The sequence below is a fragment of the Janthinobacterium kumbetense genome (genome assembly GCF_023703445.1).
Taxonomy (GTDB): domain Bacteria; phylum Pseudomonadota; class Gammaproteobacteria; order Burkholderiales; family Burkholderiaceae_D; genus Janthinobacterium; species Janthinobacterium kumbetense.
On sequence record NZ_JAMQGR010000001.1, the window covers coordinates 1,211,306 to 1,234,615 of the forward strand.

At 60.8% G+C, this 23,310-nt stretch carries 18 protein-coding genes and 3 tRNA genes; 8 read left to right on the forward strand and 13 right to left on the reverse strand.

The annotated features are described in order from the left end of the window. Positions 1–22: 22 nt before the first annotated feature. Positions 23–784 carry an ABC transporter ATP-binding protein gene (locus NCG91_RS05430; RefSeq protein WP_435526470.1) on the reverse strand — a complete coding sequence of 254 codons (762 nt, stop codon included), beginning with the start codon at positions 782–784 and terminating at the stop codon, positions 23–25. Between NCG91_RS05430 and NCG91_RS05435 the strand changes: the two genes are divergently transcribed. Then, entirely contained in the window at positions 783–1,472 is a 690-nt protein-coding gene (locus tag NCG91_RS05435; protein WP_285817016.1) for an arylesterase, read from the forward strand. The two genes, NCG91_RS05430 and NCG91_RS05435, sit on opposite strands and share 2 nt — an antisense overlap. A gap of 169 nt (positions 1,473–1,641) precedes the next feature. Here NCG91_RS05435 and NCG91_RS05440 read toward each other — a convergent pair whose 3' ends face one another. The 11 genes from NCG91_RS05440 to NCG91_RS05490 form a co-directional block, all read right to left on the reverse strand. Then, positions 1,642–3,567, reverse strand: coding sequence for a SurA N-terminal domain-containing protein (locus tag NCG91_RS05440; protein WP_285817017.1), 1,926 nt, complete (start codon positions 3,565–3,567; stop codon positions 1,642–1,644). Between the two features lie 411 nt (positions 3,568–3,978). Beyond that, a tRNA-Asp gene (locus NCG91_RS05445) sits at positions 3,979–4,055 on the reverse strand. A gap of 17 nt (positions 4,056–4,072) precedes the next feature. Then, positions 4,073–4,149 (reverse strand) — tRNA-Asp (locus NCG91_RS05450). 124 nt (positions 4,150–4,273) lie between these two features. Continuing rightward, positions 4,274–4,546 (reverse strand): HU family DNA-binding protein, encoded by a 273-nt coding sequence (locus NCG91_RS05455; RefSeq protein WP_010398442.1) that lies wholly within the window; start codon positions 4,544–4,546, stop codon positions 4,274–4,276. Positions 4,547–4,750: 204 nt separating this feature from the next. Beyond that, complete coding sequence (gene lon, locus NCG91_RS05460; protein ID WP_034787304.1) at positions 4,751–7,162, reverse strand: endopeptidase La; 2,412 nt, start codon at positions 7,160–7,162, stop codon at positions 4,751–4,753. 276 nt (positions 7,163–7,438) lie between these two features. After that, the gene (clpX, locus tag NCG91_RS05465) at positions 7,439–8,707 is read right to left on the reverse strand and encodes an ATP-dependent Clp protease ATP-binding subunit ClpX (RefSeq protein ID WP_010398446.1); all 1,269 of its coding nucleotides are present in this window, start codon (positions 8,705–8,707) and stop codon (positions 7,439–7,441) included. 200 nt (positions 8,708–8,907) lie between these two features. Then, complete coding sequence (clpP, locus tag NCG91_RS05470; RefSeq protein ID WP_369811567.1) at positions 8,908–9,525, reverse strand: ATP-dependent Clp endopeptidase proteolytic subunit ClpP; 618 nt, start codon at positions 9,523–9,525, stop codon at positions 8,908–8,910. A gap of 207 nt (positions 9,526–9,732) precedes the next feature. Further along, positions 9,733–11,073, reverse strand: coding sequence for a trigger factor (gene tig, locus NCG91_RS05475; RefSeq protein WP_251349226.1), 1,341 nt, complete (start codon positions 11,071–11,073; stop codon positions 9,733–9,735). Positions 11,074–11,797: 724 nt separating this feature from the next. Then, positions 11,798–11,880: transfer RNA gene (locus NCG91_RS05480), tRNA-Leu, on the reverse strand. Between the two features lie 189 nt (positions 11,881–12,069). After that, positions 12,070–15,168 (reverse strand): efflux RND transporter permease subunit, encoded by a 3,099-nt coding sequence (locus tag NCG91_RS05485; RefSeq protein ID WP_251348912.1) that lies wholly within the window; start codon positions 15,166–15,168, stop codon positions 12,070–12,072. Beyond that, positions 15,165–16,328 (reverse strand): efflux RND transporter periplasmic adaptor subunit, encoded by a 1,164-nt coding sequence (locus NCG91_RS05490; protein ID WP_099664144.1) that lies wholly within the window; start codon positions 16,326–16,328, stop codon positions 15,165–15,167. The genes NCG91_RS05485 and NCG91_RS05490 overlap by 4 nt, the downstream gene beginning before the upstream one ends. Before the next feature lie 289 nt (positions 16,329–16,617). Between NCG91_RS05490 and hpnC the strand changes: the two genes are divergently transcribed. From hpnC to NCG91_RS05520, 6 genes are all read left to right on the forward strand, one after another. Continuing rightward, positions 16,618–17,499 carry a squalene synthase HpnC gene (gene hpnC / locus NCG91_RS05495; protein ID WP_099664145.1) on the forward strand — a complete coding sequence of 294 codons (882 nt, stop codon included), beginning with the start codon at positions 16,618–16,620 and terminating at the stop codon, positions 17,497–17,499. Positions 17,500–17,545: 46 nt separating this feature from the next. After that, complete coding sequence (gene hpnD, locus NCG91_RS05500; protein WP_077403957.1) at positions 17,546–18,379, forward strand: presqualene diphosphate synthase HpnD; 834 nt, start codon at positions 17,546–17,548, stop codon at positions 18,377–18,379. Then, a complete protein-coding gene (gene hpnE, locus NCG91_RS05505; protein WP_251348913.1) occupies positions 18,372–19,751 on the forward strand; it encodes a hydroxysqualene dehydroxylase HpnE in 1,380 nt (459 codons plus the stop codon). The genes hpnD and hpnE overlap by 8 nt, the downstream gene beginning before the upstream one ends. A 130-nt stretch (positions 19,752–19,881) precedes the next feature. Continuing rightward, positions 19,882–20,037 (forward strand): hypothetical protein, encoded by a 156-nt coding sequence (locus NCG91_RS05510; RefSeq protein ID WP_180278542.1) that lies wholly within the window; start codon positions 19,882–19,884, stop codon positions 20,035–20,037. A gap of 19 nt (positions 20,038–20,056) precedes the next feature. Next, positions 20,057–20,845, forward strand: a complete 789-nt coding sequence (locus NCG91_RS05515; protein ID WP_251348914.1) for a DUF1700 domain-containing protein — start codon at positions 20,057–20,059, stop codon at positions 20,843–20,845. 10 nt (positions 20,846–20,855) lie between these two features. Then, positions 20,856–21,662, forward strand: coding sequence for a head GIN domain-containing protein (locus NCG91_RS05520; RefSeq protein ID WP_251348915.1), 807 nt, complete (start codon positions 20,856–20,858; stop codon positions 21,660–21,662). Here NCG91_RS05520 and NCG91_RS05525 read toward each other — a convergent pair. After that, on the reverse strand, positions 21,649–22,899 hold the full coding sequence (locus NCG91_RS05525) for a TIGR03862 family flavoprotein (protein WP_251348916.1): 1,251 nt from the start codon (positions 22,897–22,899) through the stop codon (positions 21,649–21,651). The genes NCG91_RS05520 and NCG91_RS05525 overlap by 14 nt on opposite strands. Before the next feature lie 155 nt (positions 22,900–23,054). Here NCG91_RS05525 and NCG91_RS05530 point away from each other — a divergent pair, with 155 nt between their 5' ends. Beyond that, complete coding sequence (locus NCG91_RS05530; RefSeq protein ID WP_251348917.1) at positions 23,055–23,297, forward strand: hypothetical protein; 243 nt, start codon at positions 23,055–23,057, stop codon at positions 23,295–23,297. Positions 23,298–23,310: the final 13 nt, after the last annotated feature.

Sequence of the window (23,310 nt, forward strand, 5' to 3'; positions counted from 1 at the left end):
ATCCGACAATCAGCAGCACCAATCACACCAGCCTGCCCGCCGCAATCGTAATCGTGCGCCCGCAGCGCGCCGCGATAGAGCTGTCGTGCGTGACGAGCACGAGGGTCGAGCCCCGCTCGCGGTTCAGCTCGAACATCAGCTGGATCACGGCTTCGCCCGTGGCAGCGTCCAGGCTGCCCGTCGGCTCGTCGGCGAACAGCAGCGGCGGTTCCGTGACGAAGGCACGGGCCAGCGCCACGCGCTGCTGCTCGCCGCCGGACAGGTATTTCGGATAGTGTTTCAGGCGGCTGCCCAGGTTCACCCTGCCCAGCATGGCTTGCGCCTTTTCCTTCGCGTCCGGGTCGCCGCGCAATTCCAGCGGCAGCATGACGTTTTCCAGCGCCGTCAGATGGGCCAGCAGCTGGAAGGACTGGAACACGAAGCCGAGCTTTTCCTTGCGGAAACCGGCGCGGCCATCTTCGTCGAGGGCGAAGATATCGGTGCCGTCGAGCATGACCTTGCCCTCGCTGGGCGTGTCCAGTCCCGCCAACAAGCCCAGCAAGGTAGACTTGCCGGAACCGGAGGCGCCGACGATGGCCAGCGTCTCGGCCGTTTGCACGGTAAAATCGACGCGATGCAGGATGGTCAGCTCACCATCGGCATCGGGTACGCGCTTGGCCAGCTGGACCACTTCGATGGCCGGCCGGGCATTTTGGCTGTTTTGACTGTTAGGTGCGGCAGGCCGCTGGGCGGCCGCGTCGGACGGGAGAAAACTGGTGGAAGTCGCTTTAGGGAATTCGGGCATGCTGATCTATCTTAAAAAATTTCGTGAACAAATAAGTGTCGAGGGCGGCAACCGCCTGCGGCGGCGCACCCTGTCCTTGCTTCCTGCGGCAGCCCTGCTCCTGGTGTCAGGCATGACGAACGCCTATTCTGCACCAAAAACGCTGCTGGTGCTCGGCGATAGCCTGTCGGCCGAGTACGGGTTGGCGCGGGGCACGGGCTGGGTGGCGCTGCTGGAACAGCGGCTGCAAGCGCAAAAGAACGACACGCGCATCGTCAACGCCAGCATCAGCGGCGAGACCACCAGCGGCGGCCGCGCGCGCCTGCCCGCCCTGCTGGCCAAGCACCAGCCCGACGTCGTGCTGATCGAACTGGGCGCCAACGACGGCTTGCGCGGCTTGCCCGTGGCGGCCGCCGAAGCGAATCTGCGCGCCATGGGCGAGGCGGCCAGGAAATCGGGCGCGCAGGTGGTGCTCGTGGGCATGCGCATGCCGCCCAACTATGGCCGCGCCTACGGCGAGCAATTCTATGGCGTGTACGGCAAGCTGGCAAAGGAATGGAAGGCGCCTTTGGTCCCCTTCATGTTCGAAGGCATCGCCGACCAGCCGCAGCTGTTCCAGGCCGACCGCATGCATCCGAATGCCAAGGCGCATCCGACGATTTTGAAAAACATCTGGCCGCAGCTGGCGCCTTTGCTGAAAGCCAAGTAAGCCAGTTGTTGACGTTACCTCTAGCCCGAGGCAAAAATCCGGGGTCAGACCCGGCGGGTCTGACCCCAGCTCTACGCTGATGGTCATGGTCAGTTCATTGGCACGCACATTCCGCAGACAAAAAAATAGCCGCTCGAGAGCGGCTATTTTTATGCGTGGAAACTAAATCTTACGGCGCTTCCGGCGCTGCGACGGCTGGGGCGGTGAGCGGTTTGACGATCTTCACCTTGGCCTTGGCTTTCAGGTACTCGACGTAATCGAACATTTCCTGTTGCGCCAGGATGCCGCCGATCTGGTCTTTCTCTTGCTGGCGGCGCGCCGCGTCCACTTGCGCCGGCTGCTGCACCTTGCCGATGCGGTAGATGCCGTAGCCCAGGGCTGGCAGATCCACGCCCACATAGGCTGGCAGCTTGCTCGTGTCGGCCTTCATGACTTGCGCGATGGCGGCACGGTTGATGCCGTCCAGCTTGCTGCGCGATACCCATTGCGCCGCGCCGAAGCCCGTCGCATCGCCCGACGCCTTCAAGGCGGCCAGCTTGGTCTCGCCCGCCTTCTTGGCCAGCTTTTCCGCTTCTTCCAGGGTCACGCGCTGACGGATCATCGCTTCGACTTCGGCCAGCGGACGCTTCGTTGCCGGCTTGAATTCCACCACGCGGCCAGCGATCAGCACGTTAGGTGCGACGGTCACGGCTTCCGTGTTGCGCTTGTCTTTCAGCGAATCGTTCGAGAAGATGGCGGCCAGGAACTTGGCGTTGTTGAACGGCGCCTTGCCCAGTGCCGGCGACGGCGTGCGCGACAGGTTGGCGACGCTTTCCACTTTCAGTTTCAGCTTGTCGGCCACCGGCTTCAGGCTGTCCGATTGCTCGTAGACCGTGTTGGTGAACGTTTCCGCCATTTCCGAGTATTTCTTGGCAGCAAATTGCTTGCGCAGGTCGGCCGTGATTTCGCCGCGCACTTCATCGAGCGCACGCACGTGCTGCGGCTTGAGCGAGGTGACGGTCAGGATGTGGAAACCGAAATCGGAAGCGACGACATCGCTGATTTCGCCTTGCTTGAGTTTCGAAATAGCGCTCAGCAGCGGTGCCGGCAAGCCATCCTTGCCGATCACGCCCAGGTCGCCGCCCTGTTCCGCGGAGGCCGGGTCTTCCGACTTGGCTTTCGCCACGGCGGCAAAGCTGGCAGGCGCCTTGCGCACGTCAGCCAGGATCGCTTCAGCCTTGGCCTTGGCGGCTGCCTTGTCGGCGGCCGAGGCGTCTTTCTTGACGGCTACGAGGATGTGGCTGGCCTGGCGCGCTTCTTCCGTCGTGTAGGCTTTCTGGTTCTTCGCGTAGTAGCCGGTCACGTCGGCGTCGGTCACGTCGACTTGCTCGCCGGCGGCGCTGTCGTCCAGCACGACGTATTCGATCTTGGCTTGTTCCGGGATTTCGAAGAACTTGCTGTTCTTGTCATAGAACGCCTTGATCATGGCGTCCGTCACTTTGACTTCCGACACGTACTGGGCGATCGGCAACAGCAGTTCCTGCACTTCACGCTCTTCCGAGGTGATGTCGGACAGGCGCTTGGACACGGTGTTCGGCGCGAAGGCGGTGCCTTGCACGGCGCCGGCCAGTTGCTGCAGGGCCAGGTCGCTGCGGCGGCGCGCATCGTACATCTGCGGCGTCATGCCTTGGGCTGCCAGCATGGCCTTGTAGCGTTCCAGGTCGAATTTACCGTCCGGCAAGGTCAAGCCTGGGATTTCCAGCACTTCCTTTTGCAGCACGGCATCGCTGATGACGAGGTGGCTACGGCCCACTTCGGCGGCCACGGCGCGCTCGGCGATCAGGTTGTCGAGGATGCTCTGGCGCGCTTCCGGCGTGTCAAACATTTTTTGGTCGAACTGCTCGCCCATCATCTGGCGGTAGCGGTCGATCTGCTGGCGTTGCGCTTCTTCATATTGCTGCTGCGTAACGACCTGGTCGCCGACCTTGGCGATGGTGTTCGCGCCATCGCCGAAGCTTTGGTAGCCGCTGATACCGACCAGTGCAAAAGACGGGACGATGACCAGCATCAGGAGAAACTGCATCAAGCGTCGATGGGTACGAATAAATTCAAACATGGTCAGCCAATTCGGGATGAGTGGATCACTATAAAAAAAGGCGAACATGCGTTCGCCTTGATTTCTTCGGCGGAATGGACGGGACAGATGTCCACTTCCCCTTTAGATTCAACAACTTGGCGCTGGAACTAAAGCAGGATTCTGACGCCCAAGCCATTATCTCCTGATTCTACAATGCCCATAGCGCTATAGCAAGAGTAAATCAGGGCGCGCGCCCTGCCCTGGCGCCGCCTGGATGGCAAGGCGCCGGACTCGGGCATTTAACCCGACGCAGCTTAAAGAGGATTTAAACGCCGGCGTTTTTATTCAACACGGCAGGCGGGAATTTTAAAAAGCAGGCGCGCCGAGATAATCTGGCGCTGGAAAAGAAAAACCCGCGCTACTTATTCAGCAGCGCGGGCTTCTATATTCTGGCGGAGCGGACGGGACTCGAACCCGCGACCCCCGACGTGACAGGCCGGTATTCTAACCAACTGAACTACCACTCCTTAAGAGCGTATTTTTTTGGCGGAGCGGACGGGACTCGAACCCGCGACCTCCGACGTGACAGGCCGGCATTCTAACCAACTGAACTACCACTCCGAAAAATACACAGTACTACTTGCATTTGTATCCAGGATCGCCATTCAAGAACGTCGATCCTGAAATCGCGGCACCCGGAGGCGCCGCCAAATGTTTCCGGTGATTGTCACCTCACCGAAGTCCGTTAGTTTACAGCATCCTTCAAAGCTTTACCAGCTTTAAATTTTGGAACTTTTGCTGCTTCGATCGTGATCGCTTCTTTGGTACGCGGATTGCGGCCGGTACGCTCAGCGCGTTCGCTGACCGAGAAAGTGCCAAAACCAACCAGCGTCACGCTGTCGTTGTTTTTCAAAGTTTCCGTCACGCCGCCGATAACAGCGTCGAGTGCGCGCGCAGCGGCGGCTTTGGAAATGTCAGCTTTTTCAGCAATGTGGTCGATCAATTCAGTCTTGTTCACTAGCATCCCCAATTACAAAGGTATAAAACGTTTACCGTATCGTTGCGGCACTTTTGGCACCACAGCTGTCCGGCGAAAAAAATGTGCAGGCGTATTAAACAAGCCACACTGTATATGTGTCAAGCGCTTTGGGGGCGCAATTCACGTTTCAATATAAAACAAGCGCTCTAAAAGCGCTTGTTTGGGGAAAACAGGGGTAAAACGTTAGTGTTTTACTACCTCACCGGCCGCGTCAGGCTTGGCCGCGGCGGCCGTGACAGCCTCCACCGCAGCGACGTCCGCCAACGCTTCAGGCATGCGTTCGAGGGCGATTTCCAGCACTTTGTCGATCCAGCGCACCGGTACGATCTCCAGTTTGTTCTTGACGTTGTCCGGAATATCGGCCAGGTCTTTCACGTTTTGCTCTGGAATCAGGACCGTCTTGATGCCGCCGCGATGGGCCGCCAGCAACTTTTCCTTCAAGCCCCCGATCGGCAATACTTCGCCGCGCAAGGTGATCTCGCCCGTCATCGCCACGTCGGCGCGCACGGGAATACCCGTGAAGACCGACACCATCGCCACCGTCATGGCCGCGCCAGCCGAAGGACCGTCCTTCGGTGTCGCGCCTTCCGGCACGTGGATGTGGATGTCGCTCTTCTCGAAGACGTCCGCCTTGATGCCCAGGCGCTGTGCCCGGCTGCGCACCACCGTGCGGGCTGCCTCGATCGACTCTTTCATGACGTCGCCCAAGGTACCCGTGCGGATGATGCCGCCCTTGCCCGGCATCGACACGGCTTCGATGGTCAGCAGATCGCCGCCCACTTCTGTCCATGCCAGACCGACCACCTGGCCTACCTGGTTTTCTTTCTCTGCGACACCGAAATCATAGCGGCGCACGCCGAGGAATTTATCCAGGTTCTTCGAGTTGACGATGACTTTCTTGTCGGATTTCTTCAGCAGCAGCATCTTGACCACCTTGCGGCAGATCTTCGACACTTCCCGCTCGAGCGAACGCACACCGGCTTCCCGCGTGTAGTAGCGGATGATGTCGCGCAGCGCCGACTCGGCCACCGAGATTTCCTCTTCCTTCAAGCCATTGTTCTTGATCTGCTTCGGCAGCAGGTAACGCTGCGCGATGCTGGTCTTTTCATCTTCCGTGTAACCGGACAGACGGATCACTTCCATGCGGTCGAGCAAGGCTGGCGGAATGTTGTACGAGTTCGACGTGGCCACGAACATCACGTCGGACAAGTCGAAATCGACTTCGATGTAATGGTCGGAGAACGTGTGGTTCTGTTCCGGATCGAGCACTTCCAGCAGGGCCGACGACGGGTCGCCACGGAAATCGGCACCCATCTTGTCGACTTCATCGAGCAGGAACAAGGGATTGCGCACGCCGACTTTCGACAGCGATTGCAGGATCTTGCCCGGCATCGAGCCGATGTAGGTGCGGCGGTGGCCGCGGATTTCCGCTTCGTCGCGCACGCCGCCCAGGGCCATGCGCACGAACTTGCGGTTCGTTGCGCGGGCGATGGACTGGCCCAGCGAGGTCTTGCCCACGCCCGGAGGACCGACGAAGCACAGGATAGGCGCCTTGAGCTTGTCGACGCGCTGTTGCACCGCGAGGTATTCCAGGATGCGTTCCTTGACCTTGTCGAGGCCGTAGTGGTCGCCCTCGAGCACTTTTTCAGCGTTCGCCAGGTCGTTATTGACCTTGGATTTCTTTTTCCACGGCAAGTTGACCAGGGTGTCGATGTAGTTGCGCACGACGGTGGCTTCGGCCGACATCGGCGACATCAGCTTGAGTTTTTTCAACTCGTTGGTAGCCTTGTCGAGCGCTTCCTTCGGCATTTTGGCCGACGCGACTTTTTTCTCCAGCTCGTCGAGGTCGGCGCCATCTTCGCCCTCGCCCAGTTCTTTCTGGATCGCCTTGACCTGTTCGTTCAGGTAGTACTCGCGCTGCGATTTTTCCATCTGGCGCTTCACGCGGCCGCGGATGCGCTTTTCCACCTGCAGAATGTCGAGTTCGCCTTCGAGCTGGCCCAGCAGGTGCTCGAGGCGCTTGGCCACGCTGAAAATTTCCAGGATGACTTGTTTTTGCTCAAGTTTCAGCGGCAGGTGCGCGGCCACCGTGTCGGCCAGGCGGCCGGCATCGTCGATGCCCGACAGGGAAGCGAGGATTTCCGGCGGGATTTTTTTGTTGAGTTTGACGTACTGGTCGAACTGCTGCACGATCGCGCGGCGCATGGCTTCGACTTCCGACTCGTCGCCCGGCTCGGACTCGAGCGGCGTCAGGTCGGCGATGAAGTGCGTCGGCGCATCGCTGATGTGGTTGATACGGGCACGCTGCGCGCCTTCGACCAGCACCTTGACGGTGCCATCGGGCAGCTTCAGCATTTGCAGAATATTGGCAACGCAGCCAATTTCATAGATATCCGAAGGAGACGGCTCGTCCTTCGCGGCTGCTTTTTGAGCGGCAAGCATGATGCTCTTGCCCTGCTCCATCGCAGCTTCCAGCGCCTTGATCGACTTTGGACGGCCAACGAACAGCGGTATCACCATATGCGGGAAAACGACGACATCCCGCAACGGCAATAACGGCAGTTGAGTTTGCTCAGTTAATTTGGAAGTTGTCATGGCGTACCTTATAGAAAGCGTGTTTACGATGTTGGCGCTCGCTGCCAAAACACAAGACCGGCGAGAATAAATAATTCTGTGAAACAAACATTTTTCTGTTTATTTCGCAAAACACACCCGCATGACGGTAATAAATGCAGTTTTCACAGTAAAAAAGCCACGCGCAGCTAAGCGCCGCGAGTGGCTTTCCGATTGAAGCCTGCACTCATTGATTTAAATTGTACTGCCATGCATTAAGGAATCAAAACCCTTTTTATGCATTTGTCTCGGCAGTTTTCAATTTTCTCCGGAGGCTTTGGCAGTCTCTTGATAAATCAACAAAGGTTTGGCGCCGCTGGTGATGGTATTTTCGTCGATGACGACCTTCACCACATTTTGTTCGCTCGGCAGTTCGTACATGACGTCCAGCAAAGCATGTTCCAGGATGGAACGCAGGCCACGGGCACCGGTCTTGCGCGCCAGCGCTTTCTTGGCGATCGCATGCAGGGCGGCCGGACGAATCTCCAGTTCCGCGCCTTCCATCTCGAGCAGCTTCGAATACTGCTTGATCAGCGCATTCTTCGGCTCGACGAGGATCTGGATCAGCGCCTCTTCCGTCAATTCCGCCAGGGTGGCGATGACGGGCAGGCGGCCCACCAGTTCCGGGATCAGGCCGAATTTCACCAGGTCTTCCGGCTCCGCTTGCAGCATCAGTTCGCTGGCCGAGCTTTGCGACTTGCTGCGCACCGTGGCCGAGAAGCCGATGCCGCTCTTTTCGGAACGGTTGGCGATCACTTTCGACAGGCCGTCGAAGGCGCCGCCGCAGATGAACATGATGTTGGTCGTGTCGATCTGCACGAAATCCTGGTTCGGATGCTTGCGGCCGCCTTGTGGCGGTACGGAAGCCATCGTGCCTTCGATGAGTTTCAGCAAGGCTTGCTGCACGCCCTCGCCCGACACGTCGCGCGTGATGGACGGATTGTCGGACTTGCGCGAAATCTTGTCGATTTCATCGATATAGACGATGCCGCGCTGGGCTTTCTCGACGTCATAGTTGCAGCTTTGCAGCAGCTTCTGGATGATGTTTTCCACGTCTTCACCCACGTAGCCGGCTTCGGTCAGGGTGGTGGCGTCGGCGATCACGAACGGCACGTTGAGCATGCGCGCCAGGGTCTGTGCCAGCAGGGTCTTGCCCGAGCCGGTAGGACCGACCAGCAAGATGTTGCTCTTGGCCAGTTCGATGTCGTCTTTCTTGCCCAGGTGCTTGAGGCGCTTGTAATGGTTGTACACCGCCACCGACAGGATGCGCTTGGCAGTCTGCTGGCCGATCACGTACTGATCGAGCAAGGCGGCAATTTCTTGCGGCGTCGGCAGGTCGGATTTGGTACCGGTCACCGTCTCGATGCTCGACGTTTCATCACGGATGATGTCGTTGCACAGGTCGATGCACTCGTCGCAAATGAATACGGACGGGCCGGCGATGAGTTTCTTCACCTCGTGCTGGCTTTTGCCGCAGAACGAGCAATACAGTAATTTTTCGCCGCTAGAGGATTTTTTGTCTGACATAAGGCATTTTGGTTGGAACTGCATTAACAATATTGCAAAATCGCAAGCCGGATGATGGTTGCCGCCCGTTAAGGCAACTCCCCATGGCGCAAGTCAACAACGTGCACAAGCTCCATGCTACCCGAAATAAAAGCGAAACGCCCGAACGTTTGAGCGCCCGGGCGTTTACTTACGTACTTAGCAATACCGGTAGGGGCTCATCAAGCGCGGCTGGTCAACACTTTGTCGATCAAACCATACTCAACGGCCTCGTCGGCGGACATGAAACGGTCGCGGTCGGTGTCCTTGGCGATCTGTTCGATCGTCTGGCCCGTGCGCTCGGCCATGATGCCGTTCAAGCGGGTGCGCAGGTAAAGGATTTCCTTCGCCTGGATCTCGATGTCGGACGCCATGCCTTGCGAACCACCGGACGGCTGGTGAATCATGATGCGCGAGTTCGGCAGCGAGAAACGCTTGCCCTTGGCGCCAGCGGCCAGCAGGAAAGCGCCCATCGAAGCAGCCATGCCCGTGCACAGGGTCGAGACGTCCGGCTTGATGAACTGCATGGTGTCGTAGATGGCCATGCCGGCCGAGACCGAACCACCTGGCGAGTTGATGTAGAGCGAGATTTCCTTTTCCGGATTTTCGCTTTCCAGGAACAGCAGCTGGGCGACAACCAGGTTGGCCATCTGGTCATTGACCGGGCCGACCATGAAAATCAAGCGTTCCTTCAGCAAGCGCGAGTAAATATCATACGAGCGCTCGCCGCGACCGCTTTGTTCCACCACCATCGGCACCAGGCCGAGCATCTCTGTGTCCAGCGCTGGGTTACGGTTCATACCTGTCATTTCATTTCCTTGTGAAGCAGTTAGGGGATGCTACCACCACCTTGGAACACCTGACAAAACCTACTGCGCGTCGCGATTTGCGGCCTCCGATGCTCACTGTGCATTCGCACAGCTCCGCTTCTCAGCCACAACTCCCATCCGCTCGCTACGGTTTTATCAGGTGTTAAAAGCGATCATGGCATCCCAATACCAACTGGTTTACGCTTGTGCGTTGCTTCCCATCAGTTCGTCGAAAGCAACTGCTTTCGTCGTGACTTTCGACAGGCCCAACACGTAAGTGACGACGTTTTCTTCCAATACAAGGGCTTCGATCTCACCCAGACGACGACGGTCGCTGTAGTAGTACTTCAGCACTTCGCGTGGATCTTCGTAGCTTTGGGCGAAATCTTCGATTTGCGCCTTGACTTGCTCAGGCGTAGCCTGCAGCTTGTTGTCACCCACCAGTTGCGACAGGATCAGGCCCAGGCGTACGCGACGCTCGGCTTTGTCTGCGAACAGTTCTGCTGGGAAAGGCACGTCCTTGACGTTCATGCCGCGCTGCGCCATGTCCTGGCGGGTCATTTCAGCCAGGCGCTCGGAATCCTGAGCGATCAGCGTTTTTGGCACTTCCAGCTCAGCAACTTTGATCAGCGCGTCCATGACGGCTTCCTTGTTGCGTGCTTTCACGCGGCCAGCGACTTCGCGCTGCAGGTTGACTTTGATGTCTTCGCGCATTTTGGCCAGGTCGCCATCGGCAACGCCCAGCGATTTGGCGAATTCAGCATCGACTTCCGGCAGGTGCGCCCATTCCAGCTTTTGCAGGGTAATGGTGAACGAAGCGGTTTTGCCGGCTACGTCCTTGCCGTGGTAGTCATCAGGGAACGACAATGGGAAAGTCTTCGACTCGCCCACTTTCAGGCCCAGGGTTGCTGCTTCGAATTCTGGCAGCATGCGGCCTTCGCCCAGCACGAAAGCGTAGCCTTCAGCTTTGCCGCCCGGGAATTCAACGCCGTCGATCGAGCCGACGAAGTCGACGGTCACGCGGTCGCCGTTGGCAGCGATCGGCTCACCGCCGTCGCCGTGTTCGCCAGCTTCGCCCTTGGTGTGGAAGTGCACGCGCTGCTTGCGCAGGATGTCGATGGTCTTGTCGATCTCGGCTTCCGACACGTCGGCTTGCACGGTTTCGATTTCAACGGCCGTCAGGTCGCCGATGGCGACTTCCGGATACACTTCGAACGTTGCGTCGAAAGCCAGCTGGCCTTCGGCTGCTTCTTCTTTCGGCACGATGTTCGGGAAACCGGCCACGCGCAGATTGTTTTCGTTGGCGGCGTCGTTGAACGCGCGGCCGACTTTGTCATTCAGCACTTCGGATTCAATTTGGTAGCCGTATTGTGCTGCGACCATTTTCAACGGCACTTTGCCCGGACGGAAGCCCGGTGCCTTAGCCGTACGGGCTTGCACTTTCAGGCGCTTCTCAACTTCCGTGCGGACGTCCGTCAGCGGGAAGGAGATCGTGATACGACGTTCGAGTTTGCCCAAGGTTTCGACTGCAGTTGCCATGTAAAAAATCGTCCAAAAAATAAACACTGTTGGTGCGAGAAAAGAAGACCCGACCCCTTGCGCCATCACTGGCGGCAAGACATGGGTCCAGCTTCACTCGCTCGCATATATCATCTGTAAAAGTACTGCAAACAGGACAATGGACCTGGTCTACCCGGCTGAGGGAAAACCCGCACCAGGCACCAAACAATCCGCCGCTTCCAGTACTGCGACAGGGCTCCGAGCGTCCAGCCTTGCTTCTAAGTAAATGCAGGGCCGGCCATCATTCGGTAAAGCGTGGCATTATAACAAAGGACTTCGGGAAAGTGGCTGGCTTTGCAGCCCGGCCACAGAGGATACCAGCGGCGGCGAACGAGTCGCCACAGCCTGGGGGTGCCCTGTCTTTACTCTTGCCCCGGCATTCTTTGTTTCGCCAGAGACAGGCTTTCCAGCCTGCTTCGTTCATTAGTATATGCGAACTGGCGCCCCGTCCGAAACAAAGAAATGCGCTCATAGCGAAGATTTCGGGCAAAAAACCTTTGATTTATCTCAATTTGGCCATTTTTCAGGTAAATCGCCGCCCATACCCCGCCCTATCCTGCCGTGCCGGACGAAAAATAGCGCGATGGAAGACGCATCCCATGACGAAAACACGGGAAGAACGGGAAGAAAAACAGGAAGATGCCTGCACGAGGCTGAAGAACAACTTGATGGTGCTGCACGTCCGGGCTGGAACAACCCGGATTGGTGCGGATGGGGAGACTCGAACTCCCAAGCCGAAGCACTGGCTTCTAAGACCAGCGTGTCTACCAATTCCACCACATCCGCATTTTTTCACTTCCAGCAACAGACTGCCGGCGCGCAGACTGTCGTCTGCGCCTCCCTGATTTTAACAACTCGGGAGCGATCTGGCTACCGCAGACTCAACGAGCAAGCCCTCGGCAAAGCAAAGGCGGCATTCTACTGGATTTCCCAGAGGAATGCCGCCTTTTTTTGCCTATGCCCTGGCGCTGGCTGCTAGCCTTCTTTTGCGGTCGCCGGCGCCGGCTTCTTGACCCGGAACCAGGCCGCATACAGGGCCGGCAGGAACAGCAGAGTCAAGGCCGTCGCCAGGATCAGGCCGCCCATGATGGCGACCGCCATCGGGCCCCAGAACACGGAGCGCGACAATGGGATCATGGCCAGCGCGGCGGCTGCGGCCGTCAGCACGATGGGACGGCAGCGGCGCACGGCCGAGTCGATGATGGCATCCCATGGAGCCGAGCCATCGCGGATGTCTTGCTCGATCTGGTCGACAAGGATCACCGAGTTGCGGATGATCATGCCGAACAGCGCGATGACGCCCAGGTTGGCCACGAAGCCCAGCGGACGGTGCAGCAGCAGCAAGGCAAACGCGGCGCCCGCCACGCCCAGCGGCCCCGTCAGGAAGACCAGCAGGGAACGCGAGAAACTGTGCAGCTGCAGCATCAGCAAGGTGAAGATGATGAAGATAGCCAGCGGCAAGTTCGCCGAAATCGACGCTTCCGCTTCGCCGCTGTCGGCCGCCACGCCCTTCACATTGATGCGGTAGCCGGCCGGCAACTTGGCCCGCAAGGCGTCCAGCTGCGGCGCCAGCTGCGTCGACACGGTAGCGCCCTGGATGCCGTCGATCACGTCCGACTGCACCGTAATGGCCCATTCACGCTTGTCGCGCCAGACGACACCCGGTTCCCACACGAAATGCGCGCGGGCCAGCTGCGAGATGGGCACGGACTTGCCCGTCGCCGTCGGAATATTCGTGTCATTCAACACGGAAATCGTCGCCCGCTCTTCCAGCGGCTGGCGCACCTGGATATCGATCAGCTTATTGTCTTCGCGGAACTGGCCGATGACCGTGCCCGACAGGATCGTATTGGCCGCCTGCATCACCGTTTTCGACGTGACGCCCAGCGCGCGCATCTTGTCCTGGTCCAGGTCCAGGCGCAATACTTTCACCGATTCATTCCAGTTGTCGTTCACGCCCAGGGTGTTCGGATTGGCGCGCATGATGTCCTTGACCTGGTCGGCGATGGCGCGCACACCGGCCACTTCCGGTCCCGTGACGCGAAATTGCACGGGATACGGCACGGGCGGTCCATTCGGCAACAGTTTGACGCGGCCCCGCACTTCCGGGAAATCTTTCTTGAAGACATCGACGATTTGCTGGCGCAAGCGTTCGCGGTCGGCCAGGCTCTTCGGCAAGACCACCACTTGCGACACGTTGGTCTGCGGGAAAATCTGATCCAGCGGCAAGTAGAAACGGGGGCTGCCCGTGCCGACATAGCTGGTGACGCTTTCCACGCCGTCGAGCTTGCCCACGAAGGCTTCGAATTTCTTCACCTGCTTTTCATTCGCGGCAAAGGTCGTGCCTTCGGGCGACCACAGTTCCACCATCAGTTCGGGACGGCTGGAATCGGGGAAGAATTGCTTTTCAATAAAGTTAAAGCCGTAGATGCCCAGCGCAAAGATGGCCAGGGTGGCGGCAATCGTCGTCTTGCGCCATTCCACGCACCAGGTGACGGCGCGGCGGAAGCGGCGGAAGTTCGGCGTATCGAACAATTCATGGTCGTTGTGCGCGTGCGGTTTGACTTTCAGCAAGACATAGCCGATGTAGGGCGTGAAGACGACGGCCACCACCCACGAGATGATCAGGGCCAGCGCATTGACGGAGAACAAGGAGAACGTGTATTCGCCGGCGGCCGACTTGGCCAGGCCGATGGGCAAAAAGCCCGCCACCGTGATCAGGGTACCCGTCAGCATGGGTATGGCCGTCGACGTATAGGCGAAGGTGGCCGCGTCGAAGCGCGACATACCCTCTTCCATCTTGCGCACCATCATCTCGACGGCAATGATGGCGTCATCGACCAGCAATCCCAGCGCGATGATCAGGGCGCCCAGCGAAATCTTGTGCAAGTCGATGTCGAGCAGGCGCATGAACAGGAAGGTGACGGCCAGCACCAGCGGGATGGTCAGCGCCACCACCAGACCCGGACGCACGTCGATGCGCAGCGGTTTCGTGTGCAAGCCCAGCGCGACAAAGCTGACGGCCAGCACGATCAGAATCGCTTCGACCAGGGTATGCACGAACTCGCCCACGGAGGCGGACACGGCTTCCGGCTGGTTCGACACGCGCTGCAGTTCTATGCCGACCGGCAACTCGCTCTTCATGCGCGCGACCGTTGCCTGCAAGGCCTTACCCATGTCGATGATATTGCCGCCCTTTTCCATCGACACGCCCAGGCCGATCACTTCCTTGCCGTTGAAACGCATCTTGTCCTTGGGTGGATCGATGAGTTCACGTTTCACGGTGGCAAAATCACCGAGGCGGAAGGTGGTGCCGTTGGCGCGCAGTTCCAGGTTTTCCAGGTCCTTGACGGTCAGCATGGCGCCCGTCACGCGCACTTGCAGATTATCCGTCGGCGTTACCAGCACGCCCGTGGCGTTGATGCTGTTTTGCTCGGACAATTGCTGCACGATGGCGTCGAATGGAATGCCCAGCTGGGCAAATTTCTTGTGAGAAAAGATGATATTGATCTTTTCATCTTGCACGCCGAACAGTTCCACCTTCGATACCTGCCCCACGGCCAGCAATTCCTGGCGCACCTTGTCCGCGTAATCCTTCATCTCCGCGTAGGTAAAACCGTCGCCGGACAGGGCGAAGATGGAGCCATACGTGTCGCCGAACTCGTCATTGAAGAATGGCCCCACGACGCCGGCCGGCAAGGAGCCCTTGATATCGCCGATCTTCTTGCGCACCTGGTACCAGGCGGCCGCCGTTTCCTTGGGCGGCGCCGATTCGCGCAGCTCCAGCAGGATCAGGGTTTCGCCCGGCTTCGAATAGCTGGTGATTTCGTCGATGTACGGCGTTTCCTGCAGTTTCTTTTCCAGCTTGTCCGTCACCTGCTCGGCCATCTGCAAAGCCGTGGCGCCAGGCCAGTACGCTTGCAGCACCATGGCGCGGAAAGTAAACGGAGGATCTTCATCCTGGCCCAGGCTGGCATAGCTGAGCATGCCGCCGATCAGCAGCACAGCCATCAAGTAACGCGTCAGCGGGATGTGTTCGAGCGCCCAGCGCGACAGATTGAAGCCGCCCTTCATTTGACCGCACCCACGCTGACGGCGGCGGCACCGGCGGCTGGCTTGCTGGCCAGTTCGGCGCCGAGGATGGTCACTTTCTGGCCCGGCTTGAGCAGGTTGACGCCGGCCGTGACCACGGTCTGGCCCGCTTTCACGCCCGAAGTCAGCAGCAGCTCATTGCCCGCCACGCCGCCCACCGTCACCGGCACCAGCTTCACGGCGCCGTTTTCCACCACCCACACGGAACTTTGCGATTTCTCATTGAACAGGGCCGTCAGCGGTACCTTGATCTGCGGCGTGGCCGTCTGCGAGGCGAACTGCACCACGGCCGTCATGCCCAGGCGCGCCTGCGGCGCGTCCGGGATGCTGACCTTGGCGATATAGGTGCGCGTGGCGGCATCGGCCACGGGCGACACTTCGCGTATCTTGCCCGGCAAGCCCTGCTTCGGGTCGGCCCACAGGCGCACCACGACATCCTTGACGCCGCGCAAGGTCTCGACCTTGTCTTCAGGAATGCCGATCACGACTTCCTTCTCGCCGCTCTTCGCCACTTGCACGACGGGCGCGCCGGGCGCCACCACCTGCCCCACTTCGGCCTCGATGCGCGTGACGACGCCATCGACGTCGGCCAGCAAGCTGGCATAGCCGGACTGGTTCGCCTGGCCACGGTACAGGGCCTGGGCCGCTTCCACGTTCGCCTGCGCCGCCTTGTAGGTGGCGTCCTTGCCGTCGAGCACGGCCTGGCTGACGAAATTTTTCTCGCGCAAATCCTGGTAGCGCTTGAGTTCCGCGCGCGCCAGGTCGCGGCTCGTTTCCGCGCTGACGAGCGAAGCCTTGGCCTGCGCCTGCGACAGCTGCAAGTCGGCAGGGTCGAGCTGCATCAGCACTTGCCCCTTCCTGACGCTGGCGCCCACGTCCACCTTGCGCGCGACGATCTTGCCGCCCACGCGGAAGCCCAGCTGCGATACGACACGGGGCACGACCTCGCCCGACAGCTCGGCACTCACGTCAACATTACTGCTAGACAATACGATCGCGCGCACGGGGCGCACGTCTTCCACTTTGACGGCAGGCTTGGAACAAGCCGCCAGGGTCAGCGCGAGGGCGGCGGCGGCAATCAGCCGCAGGGCGGGAAGTGCGGGAGCGCCGGTCTCGCGGCGCAGGGTTTTCAGGGCAAACAAGGTATTTTCCTTTACTATGCGGGCTGCAATATTTTTATGCGGAGAAACTTTTTGCTTGTCCTTTGGGCCAAGCCAAACTTTTTCGCACGCGATATCCTTAAATTTGTGACAATATCAGCTTGGTCATCGCGGGGAGCGATTTTCCCCTAATGACTTTCTGGTTATTAATTATAATCGTGCGTAAAAGTTTTTAGTGACTTTTGCGTCATTAATCTTGAGACGTACAACGTCCGGCCCCATTCCAGCGTGTGAAGGTGCCGGACAAACGCAAGACTAGAGAAGTGTGTTCATGCCTGTAGACCATTACGAAAATTTTCCTGTTGCATCATTTTTACTGCCGCGCCGCCTGGTGCCCGCCGTCGAAGCCATCTATGCCTTCGCCCGCAGCGCCGACGACCTGGCCGATGAGGGCGACGCCACGCCGGCCGAGCGCCTGGCGGCCCTGCACGCCTATGAAGAAGCACTGGGCCGCATGGACCGCCACGAAGGCCATGCCGGCGAGAACGCCGCCATGTTCGAGCGCCTGGCCGCCGTCATCGCCAAACACCAGCTGCCGCTGAAGCCGTTCTACGATCTGCTGTCGGCATTTAAACAGGATGTGGAAACGACGCGCTACGCCAGCTATGACGATGTGCTCGATTACTGCGCCCGCTCGGCCAACCCCGTGGGGCTGCTGATGCTGCACCTGTATGGCGCGGCCGATGAACAGAATGTACGCGATTCCGATGCGATATGTTCAGCTTTGCAACTAATTAATTTCTTGCAAGACGTTGCCATCGACCAGCAAAAAGAGCGCATCTACCTGCCGATGGAAGACTTGAGCCGCTTTGCCGTCTCCGCCGCCGCCTTCGAGCGGCCCGAGGCACACGGCAAGTGGAGCGCCCTGATGCGCTTCGAAGTGGCCCGCACGCGCGCCCTGATGCTGTCCGGTGCGCCGCTGGCCCTGCGCTTGCGCGGGCGCATCGGCTGGGAATTGCGCCTGGTGGTGCAAGGCGGCTTGCGCATCCTCGAATGCATCGAAGCCGTCAATTACGACGTGTTCCGGCGCCGTCCCAAGCTGGAGAAACGCGACTGGCTGATCATTTTCTGGCGCGCCCTGCGCATGTCGCGCAAAAGCTTGCATCAAGAGACACAAGTAAAAACGGCTTTTCCCCCGTCGCCCACTCTGTAAGACGATAGAATAGCGGCTTCGATCTGCAACCCTTGCTCTTTTGACTATGTCTCCCGACGAATACTGCCAACAAAAGGCCGCCCAGAGCGGCTCCAGCTTCTACTACAGCTTCCTGTTCCTGCCTGCCGAGCGCCGCAAGGCCATCACGGCCCTGTACGCCTTCTGCCGCGAAGTCGATGACACGGTCGATGAATGCACGGACGAAGCCGTGGCACGCACCAAGCTGGTCTGGTGGCGCAAGGAAGTCAAGGCCATGTACGAGGGCATCCCCACGCATCCCGTGATGCGCGCGCTGGAACCGCATCTGGCCGTGTATCAACTGGAAGAAAAGCATTTGCAGGCCATCATCGACGGCATGGAAATGGACTTGAACCAGACCCGCTACCTCGATTACCAGGCCATGAGCCGCTATTGCTGGCATGTGGCCAGCGTGGTGGGCATCTTGTCGGCCAGCATCTTTGGCGCGACCCGCCCGGAAACCCTGCTGTACGCGGAAAAACTGGGCCATGCCTTCCAGTTGACCAACATCATCCGCGACGTGGGCGAAGATGCGCGCAAGGGGCGCATCTATTTGCCGATCAGCGAATTGCAGCAATTCAATGTGACGGCGGCCGACTTGCTGAACGCGCGCCACAGCGAAAACTTTGAAAACCTCATGCGTTTCCAGGTGGCGCGCGCGCAAAAGGCGTATGACGAAGCTTTCGCGCTGTTGCCGGCCGAGGATCGCCGCGCCCAGCGTCCGGGCCTGATCATGGCCGCCATCTACCGCACCCTGCTCAACGAAGTCGAGCGCGACGGCTACCACGTGCTGAAACAGCGCATCTCGCTCACGCCGATCCGCAAACTGTGGCTGGCCTGGAAGACCTGGGTTCGTGGCTAAGCCTATCGTGAAGCAACGCTACGCCGTCATCGGCGCCGGCTGGGCTGGCTGCGCGGCGGCCATGGAACTGGCGCGCGCCGGTCACCCGGTGACCGTCTTCGAGGCGGCGCGCACCCTGGGCGGACGGGCGCGCCGCGTCGAGAGAGAAAACACTGTGCTCGACAACGGCCAGCATATCTTGCTGGGCGCCTACACGGAAACCTTGCGCCTGATCAAACTGGCGGGGCAAGACCCGGACGAACTGATCCTTACGCTGCCCCTGCAGATGCGCTATCCGGCCGGCTCCGGGGGCATGGATTTCATCGCCCCCCGCCTGCCCGCGCCGCTGCACCTGGTCTGGGCCCTGCTGCGCGCCACGGGATTATTGCGCGCCGACAAACTGTCCCTGATGCGCTTTTCCACCGCCATGCGGACGATGGGCTGGCAGCTGTACAACGATTGCACGGTCAGCGAATTGCTGCAGCGCTTCGACCAGACGGACACTTTGTGCCGGCTGATGTGGCACCCGCTGTGCCTGGCCGCATTGAATACCCCGCCCGAGCGCGCCTCAGCCCGCGTCTTCCTCAACGTGCTGCGCGACAGCCTGGGCGCCAGCCGCCGCCGCGCCTCGGACATGCTGGTCCCGAAGGCGGACCTGAGCAGTGTCTTGCCCGACGCGGCCGCCCGCTATGTGGAACAACATGGCGGCGCAGTGCGCACGGGCGCCAAGGTGGCCGCCCTGCAGGCGCTGCCCGACGGCCGCTGGCGACTCGATGACGGCGTCGACGATGGAGATATCTTTGACGGCGTCATCGTCGCCACCTCGTCCGTGCAAGCGGCCAGCCTGCTGCAAGGCTTGCAGGACGCGCGCCTCGATGACGTTATTGCCAAAATGCAAGCCTTCACACCGGAAGCGATCAGTACCTGCTACCTGCAATACGACGCCTCGGTGCGCCTGGACTTGCCGTTCTACGCCCTCGTCGATACGCCGGCGAACCGGCACTGGGGCCAGTTCGTCTTCGACCGGGGCCAGCTCGACAGCAAACAGGCCGGCTTGCTGGCCGTCGTCATCAGCGCTTCCGGCCCTGCCGCCGAGCAAGGCCACGGGCCGCTGGCGCAAGCCATCGCGGCGCAGCTGGCGCAGGTCTTGCAGCGCCCTGCCCTGGCCCAGCCCCTGTGGACCCAGCTGATCACGGAAAAGCGCGCCACGTTCGCCTGCACGCCGGACCTGGCGCGCCCCGGCAACGCCAGCGGCGTGCCGGGCCTGCTGCTGGCCGGCGACTACACGGCGAATGACGACCGCACGCTTGACTATCCGGCCACCATCGAGGCGGCCGTGCGCAGCGGCGTGGCGGCGGCCAAGGTCGTCACCACGGGCAAGGCGGCAAAGTAGACTTGACGGTGCATCCTCCCCTGGCGTCGCTCGCCCCCGCGAAATTGCATTCTGTCGCACCGCGCTGGTGCGCTCGCGTGCGCTTGGGTACAGTCAGACCATCGACAACGGCCATGCCACGGGGAATACCATGCACACCACCTTGCACTTGAAAAACAGCTTGAAAGCCCTGGCGCTGCTGGCGGGTGTGGTGCTGGCCACCTTGATCGTCATGCAGGTACAGCAGGCGCCACAGGCGCCGTTGCTGCTGAGCCAGGCAAGCATGTTGCTGCCGGCAGTGGGCTGAAGCGGCGGACAGGAAGAATATGATGAACAAGCAAGATTATCTCGACGCGCTGCGGCGCGCACTGGCAGGCTTGCCACCGGACCTGGTGGCCAAGACCCTCGATTATTACGAACAGACCTTCATCGAAGGCGCTGCGGCCGGCCGCAGCGAGCACGAAATCGCCGACGACCTGGGCGACCCGAAAAAAATCGCCCTTACCTTGCGCAGCAGCACCCATCGCCAGGCTTTCGAGCAAAAGAAAACGCCCGTCAACCTGCTGCGCCTGCTCGTCTCGCTGGTGGGCCTGGCCATCTTCAACCTGTTCATGGTCGTGCCTGCCGCCGTCTACGCGGCCCTGCTGGCCACCCTGTACGCCGTCGGCCTGAGCTTTTACCTGGCCGGCATCGCCATCACGGCCAGCGGCTTGTCCGGCGCCAACGAACTGGTGCTCGACGGCCCCCTGCGCCACGTCTTCATCCATGACGATGACGGCGGCGAAGGCGGCGAACGGCGCGAAACGCGCATCACCATCGGCGACACGGGCATCGAAGTCGACCACGTGCCCGGCCCCGTCAAGGCCGAGTCCGCACCCGAGGCACCGGGCGCCTCGTCGCGCATGATGGAGCGGGCCGAAGCGCTGGCCGGCGGCGGCATCCGCATCTCCACCGACATGGACCGCGATGCGCGCACCACGCAAACCGTGTTTGGCGTGGGCATGCTGCTCGGCGGCATCGCCATCTTCCTGCTCAGTCTGGTCGTAACGCGCTATACCTTGATCGGCATCAAGCGCTACGTTGCCATGAATGTTTCCCTGCTCAAAGGTCACTAGAAAGGCTGCCATGAAACGCTTGCTCAAAGTTGGCCTGTCCATGCTCTTGCTGGCACTGGTCCTGATCGCCATGTCGTATGCGGCGCTGCGCGCCAAGGGAATCAGCAATCCCAGCAGCGCTGCCGGCCGCGCCGTGCGCAGCGAAACGCGCCCGATTTCCGCCGACATCACCAGCATCGACCTGGCCGGCCCCATCGACCTGGTGCTGCGCCGCGGCGCCACGCCATCGCTGAAGGTCAGCGGCGAACAGCGTTTGCTGTCGAACGTCGACACCACGCAGGATGGCACGACCGTGCATATCGGCCCGAAAGGCATGCTGTTCCACCATCGCCAGCCGCTGCAGGTGGAACTGGTGCTGCCGGCCCTCGTGCGCGTCGAAGTGCACGGCAATGGCGACAGCAAGATCACGGGCTTTTCCGGCGACAGTTTCATCCTGGAATTGACGGGTTCCGGCGACGTCAGTTTCACGGGACGCTACAAGCAGGTACAAGCCACCGTCAACGGCAGTGGCGACCTCGACATCAATGCCGGCAACAGCGACAGCGTGGTGCTGGAAATGGTGGGCTCCGGGCGCATCGCCGCCAGCGGCAACACGAAATTTCTGCGCGCCGACCTCAGCGGTTCAGGCGACATCGATGCCGAGCACCTGGCCGCCGACAAGGCCAGCGTCAGCCTGCAAGGCTCGGGCACGAGCACCGTCTTCGTGCGCGACGCCGCCAACCTGACCCTGCGCGGCAGCGGCGACATCCACGTCCACGGCAACCCGCGCCAGCGCGAGACGCAGAAAAGCGGCTCGGGCGAAATTACTTGGCACTAACGTTCTCTTCCAGCCAGCTGACCGCCTGCTCGCCGGCCGCCTTGCCTTGCGCCAGGCAGGCCGTCAGCAGGTAGCCGCCCGTCGGCGCTTCCCAGTCCAGCATTTCCCCCGCCAGGAACACGCCCGGCATGGTGCGCAGCATGCTGCCGTCGATGCCTTCGAAGTCCACGCCGCCGGCGCTGCTGATGGCTTCATCGATGGGGCGCGGACGCTGCAAGGTGACGGGCAGCAGCTTGATGGCGGCGGCCAGCTTGGCTTCGTCGGCAAAGTCGGCGGCACTCAGGCATTCGCGCAGCAAGCCCGATTTCACGCCCTTGATGCCCAGGCGGCTGTTCAGGTGGCTGGACATGGAGCGGGCGCCGCGCGGGCGCGTCACTTCCGCGAACACACGTTCATGACTGTGGTCGGGCGCCAGGTCGAGCCAGATGGTGGTGCTGCCCTCGGCGGCGATCTGCTCGCGCAGCGCGGCCGACAGCGCGTAGATCAGGCTGCCCTCGACGCCGCCCGCCGTGATGACGAACTGGCCCTGGCGCTTGATCGTCAAGCCATCGATATCGCGCGCCGTGATGGCCACGGTGGTCAGCGGCTCGCCCGCATGACGGCTGCGGAAATACTCGCTCCAGTCCACGTCGAAGCCGCAATTGGCCGGCGCCAGGGGCGTCACGGCCACGCCCTGCTCTTGCAGCAGCGGCACCCAGGCGCCGTCCGATCCCAGCCGCGCCCAGCTGCCGCCGCCCAGCGCCAGGATCACGGCGTCGAAAGCGAATAGCCGTTCGCCGTCCGGCGTGGCAAACGCCAGCCGGCCGTCTTGCCAGCCCGTCCAGCGGTGGCGCATGTGAAATTGCACGCCCGCTTCGCGCAGGCGGTGCAGCCAGGCGCGCAGCAAGGGCGCCGCCTTCATGTCGGTCGGGAAGACGCGGTTCGAGGAGCCGACAAAGGTTTCCACGCCCAGGCCATGCACCCAGTCGCGCACCTTTTGCGGGCCGAACTGGTCCAGCGCCGGTTTCACCCGGTGCGCTTGCCTGGCGTAGCGCGAGACAAAGGCCTGGTAGCCTTCCGCATGCGTGATATTCATGCCGCCCCGCCCCGCCAGCAGGAATTTGCGGCCGACGGACGGCATGGCGTCGAACAGCTCCACCCTGGCTCCCTGGTCGGTGGCCGCCTGGGCGGCCATCAGGCCGGCGGGGCCGCCGCCGATGACGGCGATGTGAAACGGAGGGGAACTGGTTTGGGTCATGGCGAGCTGGAAAGACGGTGAAAACCCCGGCATTTTAGTCGAGATAAGGCCGGCGGATGGCAAGAAGGCCGAAAAATGATGCATACTGCGCGGACATGCTGCAGCGATCGGCACTTCGACTTCACGAGACAACGCGACGACAAGAGGAGAAACACATGGGCGCAGGATTCTGGATTTCCCGTTATTTGCTGGCCAGTTCGATTTTATTCATCATCCTGACAGTGGTCGAGTACAGCAAGGGCACCACCAGCCGCGCCGACATCCTCAGCGCGCTGGCCTGGTCGCTGGTGGCGTCAGCTATCTTCATCGGCTCGAAATACTGGCGCTACAAGAAAGCCATCGCTTGCGCCACCTGCGGCGATACCACGGCCGGCAAGCCGAAAACCAAGGCGCCATGAAAAAACGGCCACT